This is a genomic window from Pseudomonas sp. D1-36 (assembly GCF_051132205.1).
Taxonomy (GTDB): Bacteria; Pseudomonadota; Gammaproteobacteria; order Pseudomonadales; family Pseudomonadaceae; genus Aquipseudomonas.
Genome location: NZ_CP071674.1, coordinates 1891871 through 1915859, shown reverse-complemented (window position 1 = coordinate 1915859; position 23989 = coordinate 1891871). Strand labels below are relative to the sequence as shown.

General features: G+C 61.9%; 22 protein-coding genes. 7 read left to right on the top strand and 15 right to left on the bottom strand.

The window, feature by feature from the left end; translation table 11 throughout:
- Window positions 1-173 precede the first annotated feature (173 nt).
- From J3P76_RS08585 to J3P76_RS08570, 4 genes are read right to left on the bottom strand one after another with little or no spacing between them, the layout of a single operon-like run.
- Window positions 174-1487, bottom strand: a complete 1314-nt coding sequence (locus J3P76_RS08585; RefSeq protein WP_420765671.1) for an ATP-binding protein — start codon at window positions 1485-1487, stop codon at window positions 174-176.
- A complete protein-coding gene (locus J3P76_RS08580; RefSeq protein ID WP_420765670.1) occupies window positions 1484-2152 on the bottom strand; it encodes a response regulator transcription factor in 669 nt (222 codons plus the stop codon). The genes J3P76_RS08585 and J3P76_RS08580 overlap by 4 nt, the downstream gene beginning before the upstream one ends.
- A complete protein-coding gene (locus J3P76_RS08575; protein WP_420765669.1) occupies window positions 2152-2463 on the bottom strand; it encodes a PepSY domain-containing protein in 312 nt (103 codons plus the stop codon). Before J3P76_RS08575 ends, J3P76_RS08580 begins: the two co-directional genes overlap by 1 nt.
- On the bottom strand, window positions 2463-2771 hold the full coding sequence (locus J3P76_RS08570; protein ID WP_434559833.1) for a PepSY domain-containing protein: 309 nt from the start codon (window positions 2769-2771) through the stop codon (window positions 2463-2465). Before J3P76_RS08570 ends, J3P76_RS08575 begins: the two co-directional genes overlap by 1 nt.
- A gap of 225 nt (window positions 2772-2996) precedes the next feature.
- On the opposite strand from J3P76_RS08570, the gene J3P76_RS08565 reads away from it, so the two are divergent.
- The 5 genes from J3P76_RS08565 (at window position 2997) to codA (ending at window position 8152) form a co-directional block, all read left to right on the top strand.
- Window positions 2997-4076: a patatin-like phospholipase family protein gene (locus J3P76_RS08565; protein WP_420765667.1), complete on the top strand. Its 1080-nt coding sequence runs from the start codon at window positions 2997-2999 to the stop codon at window positions 4074-4076.
- A gap of 83 nt (window positions 4077-4159) precedes the next feature.
- Window positions 4160-4516, top strand: coding sequence for a 6-carboxytetrahydropterin synthase QueD (gene queD, locus J3P76_RS08560; RefSeq protein ID WP_025212792.1), 357 nt, complete (start codon window positions 4160-4162; stop codon window positions 4514-4516).
- A gap of 77 nt (window positions 4517-4593) precedes the next feature.
- Window positions 4594-5424, top strand: a complete 831-nt coding sequence (locus tag J3P76_RS08555; RefSeq protein WP_434701754.1) for an alpha/beta fold hydrolase — start codon at window positions 4594-4596, stop codon at window positions 5422-5424.
- A 196-nt stretch (window positions 5425-5620) separates the two neighbouring features.
- Complete coding sequence (gene codB / locus J3P76_RS08550; protein WP_434606909.1) at window positions 5621-6892, top strand: cytosine permease; 1272 nt, start codon at window positions 5621-5623, stop codon at window positions 6890-6892.
- Window positions 6893-6904: 12 nt separating this feature from the next.
- Window positions 6905-8152 carry a cytosine deaminase gene (gene codA / locus J3P76_RS08545; protein ID WP_434701753.1) on the top strand — a complete coding sequence of 416 codons (1248 nt, stop codon included), beginning with the start codon at window positions 6905-6907 and terminating at the stop codon, window positions 8150-8152.
- Window positions 8153-8697: 545 nt separating this feature from the next.
- Here codA and J3P76_RS08540 read toward each other — a convergent pair.
- Window positions 8698-9717, bottom strand: coding sequence for a diaminopimelate epimerase (locus J3P76_RS08540; protein WP_434701752.1), 1020 nt, complete (start codon window positions 9715-9717; stop codon window positions 8698-8700).
- Between the two features lie 255 nt (window positions 9718-9972).
- Here J3P76_RS08540 and J3P76_RS08535 point away from each other — a divergent pair, with 255 nt between their 5' ends.
- Together J3P76_RS08535 and J3P76_RS08530 are read left to right on the top strand one after the other, a co-directional pair.
- A complete protein-coding gene (locus tag J3P76_RS08535; RefSeq protein WP_434559843.1) occupies window positions 9973-10629 on the top strand; it encodes a carboxymuconolactone decarboxylase family protein in 657 nt (218 codons plus the stop codon).
- Window positions 10630-10758: 129 nt separating this feature from the next.
- The gene (locus tag J3P76_RS08530) at window positions 10759-11910 is read left to right on the top strand and encodes an MFS transporter (protein WP_420767827.1); all 1152 of its coding nucleotides are present in this window, start codon (window positions 10759-10761) and stop codon (window positions 11908-11910) included.
- A 203-nt stretch (window positions 11911-12113) separates the two neighbouring features.
- Here the strand turns inward: J3P76_RS08530 and J3P76_RS08525 are convergent, their stop codons facing one another.
- The 10 genes from J3P76_RS08525 to J3P76_RS08480 form a co-directional block, all read right to left on the bottom strand.
- Window positions 12114-13289, bottom strand: a complete 1176-nt coding sequence (locus tag J3P76_RS08525; protein ID WP_434701750.1) for a hypothetical protein — start codon at window positions 13287-13289, stop codon at window positions 12114-12116.
- Between the two features lie 11 nt (window positions 13290-13300).
- On the bottom strand, window positions 13301-13723 hold the full coding sequence (locus J3P76_RS08520; RefSeq protein WP_420767829.1) for an HPF/RaiA family ribosome-associated protein: 423 nt from the start codon (window positions 13721-13723) through the stop codon (window positions 13301-13303).
- 141 nt (window positions 13724-13864) lie between these two features.
- Window positions 13865-14305 (bottom strand): carboxymuconolactone decarboxylase family protein, encoded by a 441-nt coding sequence (locus J3P76_RS08515; RefSeq protein ID WP_434648405.1) that lies wholly within the window; start codon window positions 14303-14305, stop codon window positions 13865-13867.
- Window positions 14306-14428: 123 nt separating this feature from the next.
- Window positions 14429-15871: a mechanosensitive ion channel domain-containing protein gene (locus J3P76_RS08510; protein ID WP_420767831.1), complete on the bottom strand. Its 1443-nt coding sequence runs from the start codon at window positions 15869-15871 to the stop codon at window positions 14429-14431.
- A gap of 93 nt (window positions 15872-15964) precedes the next feature.
- Window positions 15965-16831: a pirin family protein gene (locus tag J3P76_RS08505; RefSeq protein WP_434676097.1), complete on the bottom strand. Its 867-nt coding sequence runs from the start codon at window positions 16829-16831 to the stop codon at window positions 15965-15967.
- Window positions 16832-16975: 144 nt separating this feature from the next.
- Window positions 16976-17590 (bottom strand): response regulator, encoded by a 615-nt coding sequence (locus J3P76_RS08500; RefSeq protein ID WP_420767833.1) that lies wholly within the window; start codon window positions 17588-17590, stop codon window positions 16976-16978.
- A 113-nt stretch (window positions 17591-17703) separates the two neighbouring features.
- A complete protein-coding gene (locus tag J3P76_RS08495; protein ID WP_434559854.1) occupies window positions 17704-18126 on the bottom strand; it encodes a response regulator in 423 nt (140 codons plus the stop codon).
- A gap of 154 nt (window positions 18127-18280) precedes the next feature.
- The gene (locus J3P76_RS08490; RefSeq protein WP_434701749.1) at window positions 18281-21553 is read right to left on the bottom strand and encodes a transporter substrate-binding domain-containing protein; all 3273 of its coding nucleotides are present in this window, start codon (window positions 21551-21553) and stop codon (window positions 18281-18283) included.
- Window positions 21554-21740: 187 nt separating this feature from the next.
- On the bottom strand, window positions 21741-23075 hold the full coding sequence (locus J3P76_RS08485) for a lysine N(6)-hydroxylase/L-ornithine N(5)-oxygenase family protein (RefSeq protein WP_434676095.1): 1335 nt from the start codon (window positions 23073-23075) through the stop codon (window positions 21741-21743).
- A 145-nt stretch (window positions 23076-23220) separates the two neighbouring features.
- Window positions 23221-23703, bottom strand: coding sequence for a sigma-70 family RNA polymerase sigma factor (locus tag J3P76_RS08480; RefSeq protein ID WP_420767837.1), 483 nt, complete (start codon window positions 23701-23703; stop codon window positions 23221-23223).
- Window positions 23704-23989 lie beyond the last annotated feature (286 nt).

Genomic DNA, 23989 nt, shown 5'->3' with positions numbered 1-23989 from the left:
GAAGCGGCGGCAAGCTGCAAGGGTCATGCGGCGGGTTTCGCATTCACTGCCGATCCAGTGTGGGAGCGAGCTTGCTCGCGATGGCGGTGGGTCAGTTGATATTCATTTGGCTGAACTGACGCTATCGCGAGCAAGCTCGCTCCCCCAGGGCTCAGCGGCACCATTAGCGTGTTTCAGCGCTTGGGCAAGTCGATCACGACCTTCAAGCCGCCCCACTCGCTGTCACCCAGCGCCAGCGTCCCGCCCCAGGTGTCGACGATGTCGCGCACGATGCCCAGCCCCAGGCCGTGGCCGTCGGTTTGCTCATCCAACCGCGTGCCTCGGCTGAATACCTGGTCGCGGCGCTCCGCGGGGATGCCCGGCCCATCGTCTTCCACCACCAGGCTGAAGCCCTCGACCGTCTCGCTCACGCTCAGGCGCACTTCGGCGTCGGCCCATTTGCACGCGTTGTCCAGCAGGTTGCCCAGCAGTTCCAGCAGGTCTTCACGATCCCAAGGCAGGTGCAAGCCGGGCGGCCCGACGTAGGCCAGATGCAGATGCTCGCCATGGATCATGTTCAGCGTCGCCAGCAATCCCGGCAGTTCGGCGTCGCAGTCCAGGTGCGCCCCGGGCAACGCATCACCGGACAACCGGGCGCGATTGAGTTCGCGGTTCAAGCGCTGGCGAACCTGCTCCAGTTGTTCGAGCAGCAACTTGCGCAGTTCCGGATAAGGGTCGAGCTTTTCGTTCGACGCCAGGCTTTGCAGCACCGCCAGCGGGGTCTTCAAGGCATGGCCCAGGTTGCCCAGGGCGTTGCGTGAGCGCTTGAGGCTGTCTTCGGTGTGGGCCAGCAGATGGTTGATCTGCGCCACCAGTGGCTCCAGCTCCCTGGGCACTTGCTCATCGAGCTGCGAGCGCTGCCCGCGCTGCAACTGGGCAATCTGCTCCCGAGCCTTTTCCAACGGACGCAACGCGCGATGTACCGTGAGGCGCTGGAGTAACAGGATCAGCAGCAACCCGGCCAGGCCGAGCCCCAAGCCGACCTGCTGCATCCTCAGGAAGCTGTCCCGCACGGGCGTGTAGTCCTGGGCCACGCTGATGGAAATTGCCTGGCCCAAGCGCCGATAGTCGGTGCGCAGTACCAGCAGCCTCTGGCCTTCGGGGCCCAGTTGCAGATTGCTGTGCAGGCCCGGATGGTCGAGCCGGGGCAGTTCCTGGTCCCACAGGGAGCGGGAGCGCCAATGCTCGTTGGCGAAATCGATGCGGAAATAGTGCCCGGAAAACGGCCGCAGATACGCCGGTGACAAGCGCCGCTCGTCCAACTGCAAACCTTGCGGGCCACGGACCAAAGCCACCAACAGGTTCTCGCTGTCGTTACGCAGCCCCGCTTCCAGATAACGCTGCAAGCCCAGTTCGAACAGCCACAGGCTGGTCTGCGCCAGGACGAGGCCGACCACGACCATCACACCGATCAGCCCAAGGCTCAGGCGCCGTTGGATGGATCTCACTGCGTCTGCCCGCCGAACAGGTATCCCTGGCCGCGACGGGTTTCGATCACGTTGCGCCCCAGCTTGCGCCGCAAGTGGTTGACATGGACTTCCAGCACATTGGAATCGCGCTCGGTTTCTCCGTCATACAGGTGCTCGGCGAGATGACTCTTGGAGAGGATTTGCTCGGGGTGCAACATGAAATAGCGCAACAAGCGGAACTCGGCGGCGGTCAGCTGGATCTCCGCTCCGTCACGAATCACGCACTGGCGCCCTTCATCCAGGTGCAACCCGGCCGCCTGGAGCGTCGGTTGATTGGCCTGGCCGTGGGAACGACGCAGCAGCGCCTGGATGCGCAAGTGCAGTTCTTCGGGGTGAAAGGGCTTGGTCAGGTAATCATCGGCCCCGGCCTTGAGCCCTTCGATGCGCTCGGCCCAGGAGCCGCGGGCGGTGAGGATCAACACCGGCGTGGCCAGGCCACCGGCTCGCCATTGCGTCAGCACCTCAAGCCCAGGAACGCCCGGCAGGCCCAGGTCCAGAATGATCAGGTCGTAGGGCTCGCTGCTGCCCTGGTAGATCGCATCACGACCATCGGCCAGCCAATCCACCGCATAACCCTGCCGCGCAAGCCCGGCCATCAGCTCATCGGCCAGGGGAACGTGGTCTTCCACCAGGAGCAGGCGCATCAGTCTTCCTTATCTTTGAGTAAACGGCCGGTAGCGGCCTCCAGGTCCAGTTCGCGCACTACGCCGTCGGTATCCAGCAGCTCGACCTCATAAATATAGACGCCGTGCTTTTCCTCCAGCTCGGCCTCCAGCAACTTGGCGCCAGGATGGCGGTCCAGCGCTTGTTGGAGCAATTGCTCCAGCGGCAGGATCACGCCCTGTTGGCGCAGTTGCAGGGCCTCGTCCTGGTCCAGGTCCCGGGCCATGGCGAGTGAACAGAACGCCAGCAGCGCCAGCGCCCAGCGGCTGCGGGCGCGTAAACTAAGCTTCATTACGTATCCTGATGATTCTTGAGCACCTTGCCGCTGACGGCGTCGAGTTCCAGTTCCCATTCGATGCCATCCGCATCGCGCAGGTCCACCTTGTAACGGTACTTGCCGTATTCATCTTCCAGCTCTGAATCAATCACGGTGCCGTCAGGGTGTTCGGCCAGGGCCGCTTCGTTGAGCTTGTCAAAAGGCAGGATGGTACCAGCGTCCACCAGCTTTTTGATCTCATGGCGATGGAGATCTCGTGCTTGAGCCAGGCCAGCGCCAAAGGCCATGAGCGTCACGAGAATAAAGGCAGTCAGGCGGTTCACGGATTATCTCCTTCTTATAATCTTCACCGGGAAACTTTATCGGGATGAACTTAACTGAAACTGAATTGCCATCATTGGACACACATCAATTGAGAGCGAGCTTGCTGGCAACAGCGGTTTTTGCGTTGCCATCGATGCAACTGGGCTGACGCTATCGTGAGCAAGCTCGTTCCTACGGGGTTTTGTGTCGTTATAATTCATCGCTTGCCAGTATCAGAGATCGGTATGACCGCCATCCATATCAAATTCCCAGCCCTCACCGTCAAGGCCGGCTCCCGCGCCTTCAAGCGTATCCGCGAGGCGGGCCTCAAGGCCGCCGATGTTGGCATCCTGCCGGGTGCCGCCGGTGGCCCGAAAGCCTTGGGCATCCAGGGATTGGACCTGGCCCTGTTCGGCGAATGGCTCCCCGCCGCGCCGCGAGAGCGGTCGCTGATCGGGGCTTCGGTTGGCTCCTGGCGCTTTGCCAGCGCCTGTCTGCCGAACGCCGCCGAGGGTATCCGGCGCCTGGGCACTTTGTATAACGAACAGAGCTTCGCCAAAGGCGTGACCATGGCCGGCGTCAGCCAAAGCTCCCAGCGCATGCTCGACGACCTGCTGGAAGGCCGGGACCTGACGATCCTCGACAACCCGCTCTACCGGCTCAATATCATGGTGGTCAAGAGCCACGGCTTGCTGGCACTGGACCACCGTGGCCGGCTGGGCCTGGGCTTGTCATCGGTGATTGCCGACAACTTGCGAGGCCGCGCACGCTTGTCGCGGCATTTTGAGCGGCTGATCGTACACGATCCTCGGTTGGCGCCTCCGCTGAATCCGCTGACAGACTTCCCGTCGCGCTTCGTGCCGCTGGCCGCCGATAACCTGCGCCAGGCGTTGCTGGCGTCGGGCTCGATCCCGATGGTAATGGAAGGCGTGCGCGACCTCCCCGGCGCCGGCGCCGGCACCTACCGCGACGGCGGTCTGCTGGACTATCACCTCGACCTGCCCTACAGCGGCGACGACATAGTCCTTTATCCACACTTCACCGATCGGGTCATTCCCGGCTGGTTCGACAAGGGCCTGCCATGGCGCAGGGGCAACGCCGAACGCCTCCAGAACGTGCTGTTGCTCGCGCCATCGCGCGAATACCTGGCTCGCCTGCCCTACGGCAAACTGCCGGATCGCAACGACTTCAAGCGCTTCATGGGCGATGACCCGAGCCGCCGTAAATACTGGCGCACGGCGATGGACGAAAGCCGCCGGCTCGGCGATGAGTTCCTTGAACTGACGGCCAACGGTGGATGGGGCGAGCGTTTGCTGACCCTTTAGTCAGCATGCTCGCGCATCACACGGATCAACCTGATAAACTCCGCCGCCTGCCTCGCGACCGCTACCTTAAAGAGCCTGAACCTGTGGAAATCTTCAAAGAATTCACCTTCGAATCCGCCCACCGCCTGCCCCACGTACCCGAAGGCCACAAGTGCGGCCGTCTTCACGGTCACTCGTTCAAGGTGGCTATCCACCTCAGCGGTGACATCGACCCGCACACTGGATGGATTCGCGACTTCTCGGAAATCAAGGCGATCTTCAAGCCGCTCTACGAGCGCCTGGACCACAACTACCTCAACGACATTCCTGGCCTGGAAAACCCGACCAGCGAAGTCCTGGCCAAGTGGATCTGGAATGAGTTGAAGCCGCTGCTGCCGGAACTCAGCGCCATTCGCATCCACGAGACCTGCACCAGCGGCTGCATCTATCACGGGGAGTAACCAAACCTGCTGTGGCGAGGGAGCTGCAGCTTTTGTGTCTATGCTCTCTGGCTTAAACATGCCGAGAGGATACGATCATGACTCACTGGCCGCTGGATCAGGTCTACCAGTTCAACGGACACCCCGTCCGCTACGCCATCCACGGCGACGGCCCGCCGCTGGTGTTTGTCCACGGCACGCCCTTTTCTTCCCATGTGTGGCACCGCATCGCCCCGCTCTTCTTCGCCACGCACAAAGTGCATTACTTCGACCTGCTGGGTTATGGCCAATCTGCGCAACCGGACGCCGACGTGTCCCTGGGCGTGCAGAACACACTGCTTGCCCAATTGCTGGAACACTGGAACCTGGAGCGTCCAGACGTAGTGGCCCATGACTTTGGCGGCGCCACCGCGCTGCGTACACATCTGCTCGATGGCAAGGATTACCGAAGCCTGACCCTGATCGACCCGGTGGCCCTGTCGCCCTGGGGTTCGCCTTTCGTCCAGCATGTGCGCCAGCATGAAGCGGCGTTCAGCGGCCTGCCCGATTACATCCAGCGCGCCATCGTGCCGACCTATGTCCGCGGCGCGATGAAACGAGACATCTGCGACGCAGAACTGGCGCCCTACGTGAAGCCGTGGCTTGGCGATCCGGGCCAGGCGGCCTTCTACCGGCAGATTGCGCAGATGGACGAGCGCTACACCCGTGAGGTCGAAGGGCTGTACCCCAGCGTACGCTGCCCGACCCAGATATTGTGGGGTGAAGATGACCAGTGGATCCCCATCGAGCGTGGCCGCGCGCTGCACAAGATGATTCCGGGGGCGCTGTTTCAGGCCGTGCCGAACGCTGGACATCTGGTTCAGGAGGATGCGCCGGAAGCCATCGTCGCGGCGGTGTTGCGGTTCTTAAGGCCGCTTTCCCCTACCTGAAATCTTTACGGTGTGGGAGCGAGCAAGCTCGCTCCCACACGGCCCCTCCGTGTTCCAACGTGAACCATCCCTGCACCACTTTTGTTCCTCGAAACCCACCCAACCCAACGGGATTGTCTATAAATAACCGGCGATCGCTCGCTTGGCACGGCCGCTGCACGCTTGCGCTTTTTCTCTCTCCGCAAGGACCCGCCACATGACCCAGAACGATCCCGGTAATGACTACCCCTTGAGTGAAGTCCCGTTGAGCGCACGCAAGGGCCTGGCTTCCACGGCCATGGTGCTGCTGGGCTTTACGTTTTTCACCGCCACCATGTTTGCCGGTGGCAAGCTGGGCGTGGCGTTCGGTTTCGCGGACATGCTCGGCGTCATCGTCATCGGCAATCTGTTGCTGGGCCTTTATGCCGCGGGCCTGGGTTACATCGCGTTCAAGAGCGGGCTCAATTCAGTGTTGATGGGCCGCCTCTGTTTTGGCGAAGTAGGCAGCAAGCTCAGCGATCTGATCCTGGGCTTTACCCAGATCGGTTGGTACGCCTGGGGCACGGCCACCGCTGCGGTGGTGCTGGGCAAGTACTTCGAGTTGGGCCAGGGCACGGTGCTGGGGCTGATGGTGCTGTTCGGCCTGGGATTCTGCGCCACGGCTTATATCGGCTATCGCGGGCTGGAGATCCTGTCGTACATCGCCGTACCGGCCATGCTGTTGTTGCTGATGCTCTCGATGTGGGTCGCGACGCAGAAGGTCGGCGGCCTCGATGGCCTGCTGGCGGTTGTGCCAACGGGTAATCTGGATTGGTCTACGGCAATCACCCTGGTTTTCGGCACGTTCGTCAGCGGCGCCACGCAGGCGACCAACTGGACACGTTTTTCCCGCTCGGCGAAGGTCGCGGTGCTGGCGAGCCTGATCGGCTTTTTCCTGGGCAATGGCCTGATGGTGTTGATCGGCGCATACGGTGCCATCGTCTACCAGCAGCCCGACGTCGTCGAAGTCCTGTTGTTGCAGGGCTTCGCCATGGCCGCGATGGCAATGCTGCTGCTCAATATCTGGAGCACCCAGGACAACACCATCTACAACTTCGCCGTGGCCGGTTGCAACCTGCTGCGCACTCGCCGACGCAGGGCGGTCACGCTGGTCGGCGCCGCGATCGGCACCCTGTTGGCGTTGCTGGGCATGTACGATTTGCTGGTGCCTTACCTGATCCTGCTCGGCACCGTGATTCCACCGATTGGCGGGGTCATCATGGCCGACTTCTTCTTCCGCTGGCGTGGGCGCTATCCTCGCTTGGCGCAGGCGCAACTGCCTGCGTTCAATTGGCCTGGGCTGGGTGCCTATGCCGTCGGCACCGTTGCGGCGTTCAATTCGCCATGGATCGCACCGCTGGTAGGAATCGCCACCGGCGCGCTAACGTATGTGCTATTGATCGGCGTAACAGGCACTCGCACCGCTGACGCGCCCCTACAAGACCTCTAAAGGATTCGCCTGATGCACATCATCAACGCCCGCCTGCGCAACCGCGAAGGCTTGCATGAATTGCACCTGGAAAACGGCCTGATCGCCAGCATCGCCCGCCAGACCGAAGCCCCCAGCCTGGGCCCCGAAGACATTGATGCCGGAGGCAACCTGGTGGTGCCGCCTTTCGTCGAGCCGCACATACACCTGGACGCCACACTGACCGCCGGTGAACCGCGCTGGAACATGAGCGGCACGCTGTTCGAGGGCATCGAATGCTGGGGCGAACGCAAGGCCACCATCACCCAAGAAGACACCAAGACCCGCGCCAAGAAGACTCTCCAGGCCCTGGCCGCCCATGGCATCCAACACGTGCGCACCCACGTCGACGTGACCGATCCGGCGCTCACGGCGCTCAAGGCAATGCTCGAAGTGCGCGAGGAAAGCCGCCATCTGGTCGACATGCAAATCGTCGCGTTCCCCCAGGAGGGCATCGAGTCCTACCGCAACGGCCGCGAGCTGATGGAAGAAGCGATCCGCATGGGCGCCGACGTGGTGGGGGGCATTCCGCATTTCGAATACACCCGCGACCAGGGTGTCAGTTCGGTGAAGTTCCTGATGGACCTGGCCGAGCGCACCGGCTGCCTGGTGGACGTGCATTGTGATGAAACCGACGACCCACACTCGCGCTTCCTCGAAGTGCTCGCCGAAGAAGCGCGCAGTCGCGACATGGGCGCGCGGGTGACCGCCAGCCATACCACGGCGATGGGCTCCTACGACAACGCTTACTGCGCCAAGCTGTTCCGCCTGCTCGGCCACTCTGGAATCAGCTTCGTATCGTGCCCGACTGAAAGCATCCATTTGCAAGGACGCTTCGACAACTTCCCCAAGCGTCGCGGCGTCACCCGGGTCAATGAACTGCTCGAAGCCGGAATGAATGTTTGTTTCGGCCAGGATTCGATCGTCGATCCATGGTACCCGCTGGGCAATGGCAACATCTTGCGCGTGCTCGAAGCCGGGCTACACATCTGCCATATGCTCGGCTATCGCAACCTGCAAAGCGCCCTGGACCTGGTCACCGACAACAGTGCCAAGGCCATGGCCCTGGGCGAGCGCTACGGGCTGGAGCCTGGGCGTCCGGCGAACCTGCTGGTCCTTTCGGCCGACAGCGACTACGAAGTGATCCGCAGCCAGGGCCTGCCGCTTTACTCGATTCGCAAGGGCGAAGTGCTGATGAAGCGGCAGATGCCGGTGGTAGAGTTCGGGCCGCAGCTGAGCTGAAATCCCCTATACCTGTGGAAGCGAGCTTGCTCGCTATAGGGGTCTGTCAGTTGATGTCTATGTGACTGAGCTGACGCCATCGCGAGCAGGCTCGCTCCCACAGGGGATTGGTGTGATACCTGAAATCTGCGCCCGCTGGAGATCTACTGTGGGAGCGAGCTTGCTCGCGATAGGGGGCTGTCGGTTGATATCTATGCGGCTGAGCTGACGCCATCGCGAGCAGGCTCGCTCCCACAGGGGATTGGTGTGATACCTGAAATCTGCGCCCGCTGGAGATCTACTGTGGGAGCGAGCTTGCTCGCGATAGGGGGCTGTCGGTTGATATCTATGCGGCTGAGCTGACGCCATCGCGAGCAGGCTCGTTCCCACAGGGGATTGGTGTGATACCTGAAATCTGCGCCCGCTGGGGATCTACTGTGGAAGCGAGCCTGCTCGCGATTGGGGCCTGTCAGTTGATGTCTATGTGACTGAGCTGACGCCATCGCGAGCAGGCTCGCTCCCACAGTGGATTGGTGTGATACCTGAAATCTGCGCCCGCTGGAGATCTACTGTGGGAGCGAGCTTGCTCGCGAAGACGTCATCGGCCGCGCCGCGCCAAACAACCTGACCCGCACCAGCCCGCCTGCCTCTTCCTCCAGCAGGATCGGCGCCGTACCGCCGGGCATCACCACCCTCACCACCCCCGCCCTCACCCACCCCAACCGCCAGGCGGCACTGGCCACGGCGCTGGCGCTGGTGCCTGATGACGCGGTAGGGCCTTCGCCCCGCTCGAACACCCGCGCCGCGACTTGCCCTTCGCCCGCGCGCCACGCCCATTGCAGATTGATCCCCGCCGGACAAGGATCGCCCGCCCCGCCGGGGGTGGCATAGGCAATGGCGGTCAGGCTCTGCGACAGCATCGGCGCGCGCATCTGTGAAAGATTCGGCAATGCCTCCACGTCATCGACCAACGTCACGCAGTGGGGGTTGCCGATGCGCACGAACTGGCTATTGCCCCACGCCGGATCCAACGCATGAAGCGCAGGCACCCGGCTTGTTTCGCACCGGCCGGACGTCACTTTGTCCACCCCTTGGGCAGCGACGGCACGGGGTCCGAACAGCGGTTTGCCCAGATCCAGCCAGAACCCTTGCACGCCTTCGAACTCGGCGGCGCGAACCGTCGTTTGCAGCGGTGAGACACCTTCGGGTTTGTCGTGATGGACCCTTAGCAAAAAGTCCATGTCCTCCGGCAGCAGACCTCGCTCTTGCAGGGCCAGGGAAAAAATCGTCAAGCCATTGCCACTGCGCTCGGCCAGCGTTCCATCGGTATTAACGATCAACACATCGAATGGCGGCTCGTCCTGGAACGGGCCAATCAGCAGGCCATCACTGCGATGGGCCTTGGCATCCGGCGGCGCTTCGCCCGGCGCCCATGCGCAAAAAGCCTGCACCGCGGCACAACTCCAGGCTTGGCGCGTTCGCGCTGCCTGGACGGCAGACGGCGGAAGATCGATCCCCTCGGCACGGATTTGCTGCGGGGAAACGACTCCATAAACATTGCCGCGTGCGTCGTAGAACTGTGCCATGCGTCGGTCCGGAATAAGCCTGAGGAAGTCGCTACTCTAGGCCAATCCACCGACCGAGCACACACGGATATAGCATCAATAACCCTGTCATCGGTTCTGCACATCCTCCAGCGCCAATCGGATCTGCCGATGGAAATGCTGCAACGCCGGTTTGGTACACGCAAAACACCGGGGCGTCACCTGTAAGGTCCGACAGGTGCGACTTGGCTGGCTAGCTCGTAACGTAGGCAAGTCACGCCCGGACAAGGACTCATCATGAAAGACAAGCGCACCTCAACGCCCATGGCAGAGCTCTACAGCGAAGGCCGAAAACACTTCATCGAACTGGTACCCGACGGCGGCGCGCGCCTCGACGCGTTGTTCCACACTGCTCCGGCGCTTGGCGAACTCGCCGTCGGTGTGGTGTACGGTCATTTGCAGAGTCGTCCCGGCCTCGACCCGCGCCTGCGAGAAGGCGCAACGCTGGCCGCCATCGTGGCGGCCGGAATGGTCGGTCCTCCCCTTAGCGTGCATTTGAAAACCGGGCTCGCATCAGGGTTGGCGCCGGGAGAGATGATTGAACTGGTGGTACAGGCCTCGGCGTTCGCGGGTTTTCCGCGAGCCGTCTCCGCGGCCGATCAGCTCAATCGGTTGTTTGCAGAAGCGGGCCTCGCCTCGCCACCGCCACCCACGCCCCGGGAAGTGACGCTGGACTTTTGCGAGCGGGTGCGCAAGGGCCGTCCGCCCATCCCGGTCCAACCTCAGATCAAGCGGTTGCTGCGCAAAGCCCTACGCTTGTCGGTTCATGGAACGTCGGCCCGGAATGTGGTCGTCGAATGCTTCGATGCAGAATCCGACTTCCCCACCGCCCTGGTGTATTTCGAGGTGGAGGCTGACCATGTGATCAGCCTCAGGTTGTATCAGGCGCGATGACTCGCGCGGGTTCCGACAGGACACCTCCAGTGCCTTGGCACGTTGGGGTCGCGGTGCGGTCAGTGGATATGCAAGCATAGGCGCCTCCCTGCCCGCTTGACCGCACCGCACGAACGCCAAGGACGATTCATGACCGCTATCACCCCTCCACCTACCTTTGTTCCAGGGCGCCTGGAGCAGATGTCCACCCGTGTCGCCTACCTCATCGCCGGAATCGGCATCGCCGCGTGGGCACCGCTGGTGCCTTATGCCAAGGTGCGGGCGAACCTCGACGAAGGCACCCTCGGGTTGCTGCTGCTATGCCTTGGAGTCGGATCGATCCTGGCGATGCCGATTTCCGGCGCGCTGGCGACACGGTTCGGTTGCCGTCGAGTACTCAGTGGCGGCACGCTTCTGGTCTGCCTGGCGCTGCCATTGCTGGCGACCATGAGTTCCTTGCCGTGGCTGGTGGCGGCGTTGTTCCTGTTTGGCGCCGGGCTCGGCACCGTGGACTCGACGGTGAACCTGCAAGCGGTCATAGTCGAGCGCGCCAGCGGCAAGACCATGATGTCGGGTTTCCACGGCATGTTCAGCCTCGGCGGGATCATTGGCGCCGCCGGTGTGAGCGCCCTGCTCGGCCTGGGACTTTCGCCGCTGGCGGCGACGCTTGTCGTCAATGGCGTGCTGTTGGTGGCGCTGTTCAAGGCAGCGCCGCACCTGCTGCCCTATGGCAGTGAAAGTGCTGGGCCGGCGTTTGCCATTCCCCACGGCGTGGTGCTGTTTATCGGCATCCTGTGCTTTATCGTGTTCCTGGCCGAAGGCGCGGTGCTGGATTGGAGCGCCGTGTTCCTGACCGCCGAACGCGCAGTGGATAGCGCCTATGCCGGGCTGGGTTACGCCGCGTTTGCCTTGACCATGACCATTGGCCGGCTGACGGGCGATTCGGTGGTGCATCGACTGGGGGCCAAGCGGGTGATCATTTACGGCGCAACGATGGCCGCCGCGGGATTTCTGATGGCGACCGTCGCGCCCCTGTGGCAAGCCGCGCTGCTGGGTTATGCATTGGTCGGTGCCGGGTGTTCCAACATCGTGCCGGTGCTGTACACGGCCGTTGGTAAACAGACGCTGATGCCCGAAGCCATCGCCGTGCCGGCTATTACCACCATCGGTTATGCCGGCATTCTCGCAGGCCCGGCATTGATCGGCTTCGTCGCCCATGGCAGCAGCCTGGGCATCGCGTTCGGCTTGATTGCGCTATCGCTGGTGGCGGTGGCGTTTAGCGGTAAGGTGTTGAAAGTCTGAAGCCCTGAGATGTCCCCGTGGCGAGGGAGCTTGCTCCCGCTCGGCTGCGAAGCAGTCGTAAACCGGTGAATGCGCTGTGCCAGAGGCTTCGCATTCGAACGAGCCTGCTCGCGATGGCGTCGGGTCAGTCGACATCCAGGGATGACTGACAATCTGCCATCGCGACCAAGCTCTCACAGGGCTCGGCTTACTTCACGTATCGGTCAGAACCGGCACACCGCGGCCGCCCCGGTGTCGGTCGGCATGACATGCTCGGGCGGCACCACGACCACTTCACCGCCTTGACGCGTCACCGCGAGGATCAGTTCGTCCAGCACATCCGGAGCCTGTTCATCGCCCGTCTCGTCGATGATCAACCGGCCTTTGTCCGGGTCCAGCTGGCCGGGAACCTGGCGCTCCGCCTCCACCAGCAACATCGCGACACGGCCCTCCCAAGCGGCCTTGGCGATGTCGGCCAGCTTGTCCAGGGCGCGTCCCTGGCCGACCGCGACGCCATAGCGATTCAGGCTATCGACCACTTGGTCGGCGTGACTGTGGGCCATGAGCTTGGCGCATTGGACCCGCAACTCTTCGACGCTCAACCGCGAAGGATCGCCCTCGATACCCTGCGTCAGCAGGTGCTGGTTATGACTGACGGCACGGAACACTGCCTGGTTTTCCGGCAAGGCCACCAGGATCATCGGCAGGCCCGAAGGCTGCGAGTGATGTTGCAGGATAGCTTTGTCCACCGCGCGGAAAAACCGTTCGCGATCCAGGTTGATTTCGTCCTGCTTACCGCCACCGGCGGACTCATGCATCATCGCATCGCCACGCTCGCCGCTGCGGCTGAAACCATTGGGGAAGCCCTGCTGGTCACCCGACGTCAGCTCATCGCCCAACGCCTCGTTCTGGTTGCGCGGGACCGGATCGGCCAGCTCGATTTTTTCCAACTGCTCGCTGGAACCTTCATACAACCAGATCTCGTTGCGGGTCAGGCACAACGCCTGGTAACGCTCGGTGGACTGCACCAGGCGCAACAACGGCTTGAGATAAGGATGGCTGTTGGCGAACGCGCATTCCGGCAAGCGCTGGCTCACCGAAACGACTTTGAAATAGTCACGGGCACCGAACACCGCGATGCCGTCGCGGTTGGAATTCCAGAAACCCTGGTCCTCCACCAAGGCCAGGAACGGAGCCAGCAACGGCGCGCAGTCCATGCCAGGGTGCTGTTGTTCAAGTTGGGTTTGCAGGTCACGCACCAGGTTCTTGTAGCGGATCGGGTCCTGGCTACGCTCGGGGAATGTGCGATGGGTGGGCATGTACAACGAAAGGCTCGGCTGTTCGTCGAACGCCAGGAGCTCGGCCAGCACCTGCCGGCTGAAGGGTTGATGAGCGGTCATGATCGTCTCCTTTATTCTTTACCACGAGCCTCTTGGTTTTCGAGGAAGTCCTCCTCCAGCATGGCGTCCACCATCTCCGGCGGCGCCTCATCGACGGGTGCGGTCACGCGGCCCATCGATTCGACGGCGGGGTTGAGCTTGCCGATCTGATGATCGAGCGCGTGCAGCATTTTCTCGGCAGCGCCCTCCACGGCCAGCTCCAGGCTCTCGGCCTTGTGACTGACCGACAATGATGAATGGCCCTGTACGCGTGCCTCGATCTGGCAACGCTTGTCAGCGGCACCGCCCTTCTGGGCATTTTCATCACTGACGTGAATCTCGACGCGGGCCAACTGATCTTCGAAACGCTGCAACGCGTCCACCACCGTACTGCCAACCCATTCCTGCAAACGGGCACTGCCTTCAATATGGTTGCTGTTGACTTGAACTTGCATGATCGACTCCTTTGCAAAAGACGGCTGACGCCGCCTGTTGTAGGTAGAAGAAGATCAAACGGGCGAAGTTCCCGGCGCGGGATGACTGGAGCCTGAGAGGCTGTTGATTACCCTTTGTGGGAGCCGGTATTACCTCGCTTTTCAGACCTCCGGCATTTTTCGGAAGCCCACCGCCAAGCGGTTCCAACCGTTGATGGCGTTGATCGCCACGGTCAGGTCGACCATTTCCTTGGGCGTAAAGTGCTCGTTCAGCAGCTCGTAGTCGGCGTCGGGCGCATGGGTCTCGCTCAGGCGCGTCAGGGCTTCGGTCCAAGCCAGCGCGGCGCGTTCACGGCCGGTGAAAAACGGCGCCTCGCGCCAGGCGGTCACGGCATACAGGCGCCGCTCGGTCTCGCCGTCCTTGCGCGCATCGGCGGTGTGCATATCGATGCAGAACGCGCAGCCATTGATTTGCGAAGCGCGCAGCTTCACCAGCTCGATCAGGGACTTTTCAAGGCCCAATCTGGAGACCGCGTTCTCCAGGGCCAGCATGGCTTTGTAGGCATCAGGGGAAGCGGCATAAAAATCGATACGCGGTTGCATGGGGGAACTCCTGAACAATTGGGTGTGGCGCTACGTTAGCCCTGCACTGGCGCAGGACAAATAGCCAATTGTGGGGAAGTTCGAGTGACCAATGAAGCGTCGTTGCCTGCCGGTGGAGATAGGTCAGGCCCGGCTGCGCAACCATTGCAGAAAGCGCTTCTTGGCGACCGGCTTGGGTATGTCACGGGTCAGGTTCTGAGCCAGGTGGATGCGTACGTCCAACAGGTTTTTCATGGCGTCGCCGATGTCACGACGGGCCTCGAGACAGGGTTTGAGGTAACTGTTCTCGATGCGATACAGGGTGCAGAACGTCTTCGCGGTGAAACTCGCCAACGCCGCTTGCTCGGCGACGACCCCGGCTTCGCCGATGACTTCACCCGGCCCCATGCGCCCGCCCTCGATGGGCTGGCCATTACGCATGAGGCTCGCGCTGACCACGCCGGACTCGATGATGAACAGGTGGTCGCTGACCTCTCCGGCCGCCAGGATCACGTCGCCGGCGCGGAACGTCTGCAGGGTCATGTTCTGGCTGAACGTGTCTTTCTCGTCCGGGCGCAGCGTGGAAAAGATGCTGGAGCTTTCCAGCAATGCCCGAGGACGCGACACCGCCACGGCCGCCGCGCTTTCGCCAGTAGACAGCAGGCTCACGCCCGATGCATGCAGATGCCGGAACGCCAGATCGAACAGTTGGTTGCGGACTTCGCGTTTTTGCCCCATCGAGGCCACAAAACCGCTGATCTCGTATTCCGCTCCGGCGCTGCCGGCGCTCTTGAGCGTGACGCTGGGCGCCGGGCTGGCGAGCAGCGCCCGGCAGCCGATCATTGCCCGCTCCAGCGCTTCGATCACTTTTTGTGGGCGCGCATGCGGGCTGATCTGGAGGCTGATGGACAAGCCATGCATGTCGCTGGGACGGCTGAAGTTGACGATCTTGGCTTTCGCCGCCAAGGAGTTGGGAATCACCGCCATGCTGCCCTGGGAGGTCTGCAATCGCGTGGCCCGCCAGTCGATGTCGGTGACCCGGCCCTCGGTGCCGTCGATGGAAATCCAGTCATCGACTTGATAGGGCTTGGTGGTGTTGAGCACGATGCCGGAAAACACATCGCTGAGGGTGCTCTGCAAGGCCAGGCCGACGATGATCGCCATTGCGCCGGACGTCGCGAGCACGCCCTTGACCGGCAGATCCAACACATAAGCCAGCGCCGCGATGACAGCGACCAGGAAAATCACCGCCCCCAGTAGATCCTGCAACAGCCGTCCCGTATGGCCGACCCGTTGCATCATGACCGCGCCGATCATCACCGTCAGGGTTCGCGCGGCGAACAACCACCACGCAATCTGCAGGCCGGTCGCCGCCAGGTGCCGAGGTACGTCGTCGACCCACTGTGCGGTCTGCATGGGGTTGAGGCCTTCGTTGAACAGCAGCATGCTGAACAACATGAAAATCGCCAGCCGCACGCCGATTTTCCAGTAGGTCCGTTCGGCACTGACCAGCCGCCACGCCAGCAAATCGAGCACGAGCAATGCCAGGGCACACAGCAGCGGATGGTCGGTGATCGGGGCGAGCATCGGGACAGCTCCAGGAAGGCGATTGGCGAAGATTGGCACAGATTCAAGCGGCTGTAGAGATCACCCCCAAAATGGATTCGCGTTGCTGCTTGACTAGCCATCCATCCGGCCGAAGCGCCCGGAATGGAAATCCTCGAAGGCCCGGTGGATTTCCTGCTCACTATTCATCACGAACGGACCATGGCCGACGATGGGCTCATCGATCGGCTCGCCACTGAGCAACAGCAGTACCGCGTCGTTGTTGGCTTGCACCCTCAACTGGTCGCCTACCCGATCAAACAGTGCCAGTTGCCCGGCTTCGACCCGTTCGCGGCCGTTGGCCTGGATCGAACCTCGCAGCACGACCAACGCGCTGCTGTGGCCGTCATGCAGGTCCAGGGTCAGCTCTTTCCCGGCGTTCAGTCGGATATCCCAGACGTCGATGGGTGTAAAGGTTTTCGCCGGGCCTTGGTGCCCCTCGAAGCGCCCGGCGATTACCCGCACGCTGCCGGCCGCGTCTTCTAGCGTGATGTTCGGAATGTCCTGCTTGAGAAGGGTCTGGTAGCCGGCCGGCGCCATCTTTTCCTTGGCTGGCAGGTTGACCCATAACTGGACCATCTCCATGAAGCCACCCTGCCGGGCGAACGCTTCGGAGTGAAATTCCTCATGGATGATTCCTGAGGCAGCGGTCATCCACTGCACGTCGCCGGGGCCGATCTTGCCTCCACTGCCGGTAGAGTCGCGGTGCTCCAGTTCGCCCTGGTAGACGATGGTCACGGTTTCGAAACCACGATGAGGATGCTGGCCGACGCCACGGCGCTCGGTGGTGGGCGTGAATTCGCTGGGGCCGGCGTGGTCCAGCAGCAGGAACGGGCTGATGTGCTTGCCCAGGTTGTCGTAGGAAAACAGCGTACGGACCGGGAAGCCGTCGCCAACCCAATGCGGCCTTGGACTGGTATAGAGGCCTATGATCTTTTTCAAGCTGCGTCTCCAAATCAAAGGTTGAGATTTGATGGACACAGCTTAAAACCCATACCAATAACGCACCAGACTGCAAAAACCGGCCTTAGCGTTCTACCTACGGAACGACGATCGACACTGCAAGGGCGAACTCGGTTCTGACGCTCAAAGCTGATTGCGCTTGGCAAATTCCGACAGGCCCACCAGGGAACTCAAGCCGAGCTTTTCCAGCAAACGGGTCTTGTAGGTGCTGACTGTCTTCGGGCTGAGGAACAAAGTCTCGGCGATGTCCTTGCCACGCATGCCCATCGCCAGCATCCGCAGGATGGATAGCTCCCGGGTGGAAAGACTCTCGAGTGCTTTCTGCTCGGAACGTTGTTGAAAGTCCAGCCTGACGGACATCTGCGGAAAATAGGAATAGCCGGACTTCAAGGCGTGGATGGCCTTTATCAGCTCCTTCAGGTCACTTTTCTTGGTCACGAACCCCCTGGCCCCGGCAGAAATGCAGCGGTTGCAGAAATGCTGGGCATCCTGGGAGGTGAACACCAGCACAGCGCAACCGGGAAATTGGCCGGTGATCCAGACAAGCAGGTCCAGGCCATCGAAACCATTCATGACCAGGTCCAGGATCACCACGTCCGGGATATCCTGCTTGATACATGCCCGCGCATCGGCCACGCCGCTGACATCAGTGACCTGGCTGAATCCCTCGTTCTGGCATACAAGCCGCAGCGCCCCCCGGATGACGGGGTGATCGTCCACAATCAATACGTTTTTCAAGGCAACTCCCCGGGGACAATGCAAACGGCGCCGACGCCATGACCGCATCGACGGTGACACAAATGGCTGACCCAGCCACCTGTAAGATCTGACAGTGCGGACTAACGGTGCCGTCAGGTTCCGTGACGCTGTTCGACGGTGCGAGCCCAGGACGGAACCGGCTCGTTGGCCGCTGGATCGACGCTTTTCATCAAGCGCTGCACGGAAATCGCATCGGGCAGTCGGGCGTTGCTTACCTGGAGAAAAGGCTGGCGAGTCGCCGGGGTGCCCTGCTGGGCGTTGTAGATCAAAGCATGACGAACCAGAGGGTTGTCGAGGAAGAATCCGGGCAGGTCCAAGGCGTCATCCGCCACGCTGGCATTGACGATGACCAGGTCGAACGGCTCACAGCCGCAGTCCACCAACGTCAGGAGTTCATGCACGTCGCTCACCGGAGCGATGCGGAAATAGCCTTGGTGATTAAACAGGCGTTCTAGTTGCAGTCGATGATAATGCTCAGGATCGGCAATCATGATGCGTAGAGCTTTATTTGGCATGGCAGGCATTCCAATGGCAACGCGGCAGGTACGAACCGGCTCGGGAACGTTAAGTCGCGTCAGGCTAGAGGAAGGTCTTTAGGCACGCTGTAGGACAAATCTCAAAAACAGGAAGAAAAATCGCCTGTCGACCTGCGGCAGTGTGCGTTTTCTATCAATGCCGGTCGCGCGTAGGGTCGATGGCGCCGGCGTTGCCTTGCGCAACGGGCTTGCTTGTCATGTAAGCCTGGAGCCGCCCAGTCAGGTGCTCCATCGCCTCGTGCAACTCATCCGCCGCAGCAGCGAGCGATGACGTTTCGCCCGCGCGGCAGGCGTTTTCCAGTATTTCGCAAGCGGCAATCAAGCGCTGTGCCTGGATCAACCTGGCCCCGCCCTTGATCCGATGCGCCAGATCGGACAGCCCGGGCACGTCATGGCGCGAAAACAATGTCTGCAACCGCGCCTTGTCCTGTCCATTGCTGTCGATCAGTTCCAGCAACAGGCCCTGGGTGGAAACCCAGTCGCCGCCGGTCAGTTGTTCCAGGCTGGTCAGGTCGAAGTCTGCGTCAGCAACACGCGGTTCCACCGCACCGTTGGGCACAACCGATGCCAGACGCGCGTTCAATTGGTTCAAGCCGATGGGTTTGAACAGACAATCGTCCATTCCCGCCGCAAGGCAACGGGCCTTTTCCTCGGGCTGGGCATTGGCCGTGAAGCCGAGAATCGTGGTCGGCGCCAGGCCTCGGTCCCGCTCGTCGTCGCGAATGGCGCGGGCCAATTCATAACCGCTCATCTGCGGCATGTTGCAATCGGTGATGACTGCGTCGAACTGCCCGGCGCGCCACGCCCGCAACCCCTCGGCACCGTCTTCGGCCTCCCGCAGCCGGTGGCCCAGGTAGTTTATTTGCTGGACCAGCAACAACCGGTTGGCCGGGTAATCATCGACCACCAGGATGTTCAACGGCCGTGCGGGCATCACAGGCTCGGTCTGCGCCACCGGCGCTTCGCCCACCGTTTCAAGCAATGGCAACTCCAGGCGGATCTCGACCTGCGTACCCTGTCCCGGCACGCTATCGAGCAGCAATGTGCCGCCCATCATGCCGCATAAGGTGCGGCTGATGACCAGCCCCAACCCCGAACCGCTGCGCGCCGCCTGGGTGCTGTCGCCGACTTGAGCGAAGGGGCTGAACAAGCGTTGCTGGTCGTGGACTGAAATTCCGCGGCCGGTGTCTTCGACCCGCAGACGGATGGCCAGGCGCTGCCCTCCCTTTCCCGGTTCGGCTCGCAGCACCAGGCGCACGTGGCCCTGCTCGGTGAACTTGATCGCATTGCTCAGCAAGTTCGAGAGCACCTGCTTGAAGCGCATCGGGTCGATCAATACGTCCTGATTGCTCGCCGCGTCCACATCCAGTCGCAGGTTCAATTGTTTTTGCCGGGCCAGGCCCTCGAACATCCTCGCCACGGCCTCGACCATCGTGCGCAGGTTGGCGCGCTCAGGTGTCAGCGACAGCCGCCCCGATTCGATGCGGGCGATGTCGAGAATGTCGCCGATCAAATCCAACAAGCCTTGGGCGGCGCTCGACGCGACTTCAAGGGCGGCCCGGTCCATGACGCCTTGCTCGGCTTTTTTCAGCGCCATTTCCAGCATGCCGATCACGGCGTTCATCGGCGTGCGGATTTCGTGGCTCATGGTCGCCAGGAACGTGGTCTTGGCCCGGTTGGCATCATCGGCGCTGGCCTTGGCCACGCGCAATTGCTCGAGCAGGCGCCGCAGGTAAACAACCCAGCCCAATGCCAGCAGCAACAGCAAGGCGGCGATGGCGAAACCCTGGACAATCGCGGTGCGATGACGCAGCCAATAGCTGTCATCGATTACCACTTCACTGCGCCAACGGTTGGTCAGCTCATCCATTTCCTCGGGGGAAATACTCAGCAGCGCCTTGTCCAGGATCGAATAGAGCTGCGCTGCGTCATGACTGGTCGCCAGCGCGACGCGGGCGGGCACCGTGCCGACGGTGCTGGTGACTTGCAGCTTCTCGCGGTACTGGCGAGAGATCATGTAGCGAGCGCTGATCAGCGAACTGATCGCGCCGTCCGCCGCGCCTGTGGCGACCATGGACATGGCCTCGGCCAGGTTCTGCACCGGCACCAACTGCACCGTGGGAAACTGCTCCAGCAGGTATTCGCGCAGCATGTTCCCGCGCACCAGTGCCAGTCGTTTGCCGGCCATCCGATCCATCGTCAGCGAGTCATTCGCCTTGACCGGCACCACCAGCACGAAGGGGTTCGTCAGGTACGGACGGGTAAAGCGCAACTCATCTTCGAGTTCCGCGCTGGGGATCGCGGTTGCCAGAACGTCGGCCTTGCCGCTGGTGATCCTGCCGACCAGGTCATCCACCGAATCGCCATGCTGGATGTCGAATTTCAGGCCGGTGCGCAAGCTGATCCTGGCCAGCACATCGGCTCCGATGCCGCGGAGTTGGCCGTGCTCATCGAAAAACGTCAACGGCAGGAAATTTTCGCTGACAGCCACCTTGATTCGCGGATGGGCATCGAGCCAGCGCTGTTCATTCACACTGAAATGCAACGCCTGCTGGCCCGGCACGCTTGCCCCGCCGGCATTCCAACGCCGCAGGATGCCCATGCGTTCGCCGATGGGGATGGCCTGTAACGCGGCATTGACGATGCGCAACAGCTGCTTGTTGCCACGACTGACCGCGAAGGCGAACGGTTGCACTTCCATGCGGGAAAGATCCACCAGCTGGACATTGTTCAGGTAGTTCTTGCTGATCAGGTAGTGGGCGCTGATCGAATCCCCCAGGTAGACGTCGGCCTGGCCGAACGCCACGGCGCCGATGGCGCTCAAGGTCGAGGGAAACAACTGCAAAGTGGCGTCGGGATAAAAAGCCTCGACCTTGTCCGGGGGCAAGTAGTGATACAGCATCGCCACCCGTTTGCCCGCCAGGTCCGCGGGCAGTTCCTCGCCGGCATCGACCCTGGCCACCAGCGTAGGAATGTCATCGGCATAGGCCTGGGACATCGCCAGCCCCGGATCGCTGGCCTCGAAGCCATTGGCGGTGCCAAGCACATCGATTTCCCCGCTGCGCAGGGCCTGGAGCGATGCATCCCGCGAGGCGTACCGCTGCACCCGCACCTCGACGTGCAACAACTGCCCCATCAACCGGGCGTAGTCAGCGGTCAAGCCTTCGTAATCGTTGCCATTGCCGGTGATGCTGAACGGCGGATAATCCGGTGCCGAGGTGCCCAGCAGCAACGTGCCCTTGCGCCGCAGCCAGGCCCAGTCGGCTTCGTCCAGGCTCACCGAATAATCGCTCACAGTGGATCGTCCGAGCACCTGCAGCGACTCGGGTTTAGCGCCCACCTGTGGCGCCATACAGGATAGACCCAGCCATATCGCCGCCAGGCCCGTGCGCAGCAACAGCATCATTCGATCAGGTTTCGCTTGGCGAAATCGGCCCGGAACGCTACTTCAGCGACCGGCTGATCGGTTCGGACTGCCAATGCGAGGGAACAGCGAACCGTTTACGTTCCTCCCGGGGCTACCGAGAGGGACGTAAGATGAGTGTAGGAAGTTTCTCAAGAATTTCCTGAGGAATGTGCAAGCTCGGTGAGACTTAAGCCGTGGCCAGCTTCAGGTCACGTACCGAATGCCCCTGGCCACGATGCCTTGCGTGCTCATAGAGCGAGCCGGCGATCTCATCGGCGCGCACCGGCAGGATCGAAAGCAATGTGTCGCTCAGGCCATGGCTGGCCTGGCAGAAGCCCTGCATATAGATCGCGGCCTTGCAGCGCTCATCGGTGATCAGCTTGTAGTTGCGATCCACCTCGAAATCCCCCAGGTATTGCGCCAGCGGCTCTAGCAAGGTGCGATGCATCTGGCGTTCGTAGCCGGTGGCGAGCACCACCGCGTCATAGCAGCGTACCGTCAGCTCGCCGGTGGCGTTGTTGCGCACCGCCAGCTCCACGCCCGCGTCGGTGGCCGTGGCTTTCTCAATGGTGGTGAGGGTGCGGAACGCATGACGGGCGATGCCAGAGACTTTCTGGCGGTAAAAAATCCCGTAGATGCGTTCGATCAAATCGATGTCCACCACCGAATAGTTGGTGTTGTGGTACTCGTTGACCAGGCGCTCGCGCTCGCTGTGGGGTTGCTGGAACACCAGGTCGGTGAACTCCGGCGAGAACACTTCGTTGACGAACGGGCTGTCATCCGCCGGCTTGAGGGCCGAGCCCCGCAGAATCATGTCGACCTGCACCGACGGGAAGCTGTCGTTGAGGTCGATGAAAGCCTCCGCCGCGCTCTGTCCGCCGCCGATGATGGCGACCTTCATCGGCTGACCGCTCACGCAGGCCTGGTTCGCCATGCGCGCCAGGTACTGCGAATGATGAAATACCCGGGCGTCGTTCTGGAACGACTTGAACGCATCGGGGATGCGCGGCGTGCCACCGGCACTGACCACCAAAGAGCGCGTGGCGCGCACCAGCTCTTCGCCCTGGGCACCGCGGGAAATCACCCGCAGTGCTTCGACCTGCTGGTCATGCAGCACCGGCTCGATGCGCAGCACTTCTTCGCCATAGCGGCTCTGCTCGGTGAAGTGCCCGGCCACCCAGCGCAGGTAGTCGTTGAACTCCATGCGGCACGGATAGAAGGTGCCAAGGTTGATGAAATCCACCAGGCGGCCGTGGTGCTTGAGGTAGTTGACGAACGAGTACGGGCTGGTGGGATTGCGCAGGGTCACCAGGTCCTTGAGGAAGGAAATCTGCAGTTCGCTCTGGGTCACCAGGGTGTTGCCGTGCCAACGATAATCGGCCTGTTTGTCGAGGAACAGCACGTCCAGTTCACCCTGGACCGGCCCTCGTTCCTGTAGCGCGATGGCCAGCGCCAGGTTCGAAGGGCCGAAGCCAATGCCGATCAAGTCGTGAACGATGGGCGATGCAATTGCCTGTGTCATGTCCAGTGTCCTCTGGAAAAGTCCCTCAACAGGGCGCGGAAAGCCTGGGGAACCGGCCGGCATTTCAAGCGCCGGCGAGTCGTCTGTTGAGTGGAACGAGGACAATGAAAAAAAATTTACCGCCGTGCGACCGGCGAGGGACGAATCAGGTCGCGTCCCACTGCCGCACACGAACGCGGCAATGCTTCATGGCGTTGACGATGTGTTTCTCCACCAACGCCCTGGAAATGCCCAGGCGCTCGGCGATTTGCGGGTGGGACAGGCCTTCGAGCTTGCGCAGCAGAAAGCTCTCGCGGCACATCGGTGGCAGCTCGGCCAGGGCGCGTTGCAGCATGTCCAGGCGCTGGCCATGGTCGAGGCTGGTGTGGGGCGATGGCGTGAAGAAGCGTTCTTCACTGTCCAGGACATCGAGGGACTCGACCTGGCGCAAGGTGTTGCGCCGATGCCCGTCGATCACCAGGTTCAATGCGGTGCGATAAAGGAACGCACGGGGTTGCTCGATGGGCGTATCGCTGGCGCGCTCCAGCACCCGCACATAAGCGTCATGCACCACGTCTTCGGCCGCCTGGCGGTTGCCTAGCCTGGCGTTCAGGAAACACACCAGTTCGCGATAGTAGTTTTCCAACATGACTCCCGTGCGCAATGACTGCGACAGCTATCCCTGTGCCACCCCGGCATGCCTGAAACGGACATGGCACGATAGTGGCAGATTCAATTGCGTAATTTATAGTAATTCTCATATAGATTTAAAGCTTTGGTTTGTATCAGGGCTCAATCGTTCAGGTCATCGGGCATCGGAACCTGCATTTGTGGCGAGGGAGCTTGCTCCCGCTGGCCTGAGCAGCAGGCCCAGGGCAGGCGACACATTTCAGGAGAGAACTCAGGTTTTGGGGCCGCTTCGCGGCCCAGCGGGA

Bases quoted from the DNA above. Each gene is read 5' to 3' on its own strand.
- J3P76_RS08555 (WP_434701754.1), top strand. From the start codon at position 4,594: ATGACTCACTGGCCGCTGGATCAGGTCTACCAGTTCAACGGACACCCC.
- J3P76_RS08580 (WP_420765670.1), bottom strand. From the start codon at position 2,152: ATGCGCCTGCTCCTGGTGGAAGACCACGTTCCCCTGGCCGATGAGCTG.
- J3P76_RS08495 (WP_434559854.1), bottom strand. From the start codon at position 18,126: ATGCCAAATAAAGCTCTACGCATCATGATTGCCGATCCTGAGCATTAT.
- J3P76_RS08525 (WP_434701750.1), bottom strand. From the start codon at position 13,289: ATGACCGCTCATCAACCCTTCAGCCGGCAGGTGCTGGCCGAGCTCCTG.
- J3P76_RS08575 (WP_420765669.1), bottom strand. From the start codon at position 2,463: ATGAAGCTTAGTTTACGCGCCCGCAGCCGCTGGGCGCTGGCGCTGCTG.
- J3P76_RS08490 (WP_434701749.1), bottom strand. From the start codon at position 21,553: ATGATGCTGTTGCTGCGCACGGGCCTGGCGGCGATATGGCTGGGTCTA.
- J3P76_RS08520 (WP_420767829.1), bottom strand. From the start codon at position 13,723: ATGCAAGTTCAAGTCAACAGCAACCATATTGAAGGCAGTGCCCGTTTG.
- codB (WP_434606909.1), top strand. From the start codon at position 5,621: ATGACCCAGAACGATCCCGGTAATGACTACCCCTTGAGTGAAGTCCCG.
- J3P76_RS08535 (WP_434559843.1), top strand. From the start codon at position 9,973: ATGAAAGACAAGCGCACCTCAACGCCCATGGCAGAGCTCTACAGCGAA.
- J3P76_RS08540 (WP_434701752.1), bottom strand. From the start codon at position 9,717: ATGGCACAGTTCTACGACGCACGCGGCAATGTTTATGGAGTCGTTTCC.
- J3P76_RS08530 (WP_420767827.1), top strand. From the start codon at position 10,759: ATGACCGCTATCACCCCTCCACCTACCTTTGTTCCAGGGCGCCTGGAG.
- J3P76_RS08565 (WP_420765667.1), top strand. From the start codon at position 2,997: ATGACCGCCATCCATATCAAATTCCCAGCCCTCACCGTCAAGGCCGGC.
- codA (WP_434701753.1), top strand. From the start codon at position 6,905: ATGCACATCATCAACGCCCGCCTGCGCAACCGCGAAGGCTTGCATGAA.
- J3P76_RS08510 (WP_420767831.1), bottom strand. From the start codon at position 15,871: ATGCTCGCCCCGATCACCGACCATCCGCTGCTGTGTGCCCTGGCATTG.
- J3P76_RS08515 (WP_434648405.1), bottom strand. From the start codon at position 14,305: ATGCAACCGCGTATCGATTTTTATGCCGCTTCCCCTGATGCCTACAAA.
- J3P76_RS08480 (WP_420767837.1), bottom strand. From the start codon at position 23,703: ATGTTGGAAAACTACTATCGCGAACTGGTGTGTTTCCTGAACGCCAGG.
- J3P76_RS08485 (WP_434676095.1), bottom strand. From the start codon at position 23,075: ATGACACAGGCAATTGCATCGCCCATCGTTCACGACTTGATCGGCATT.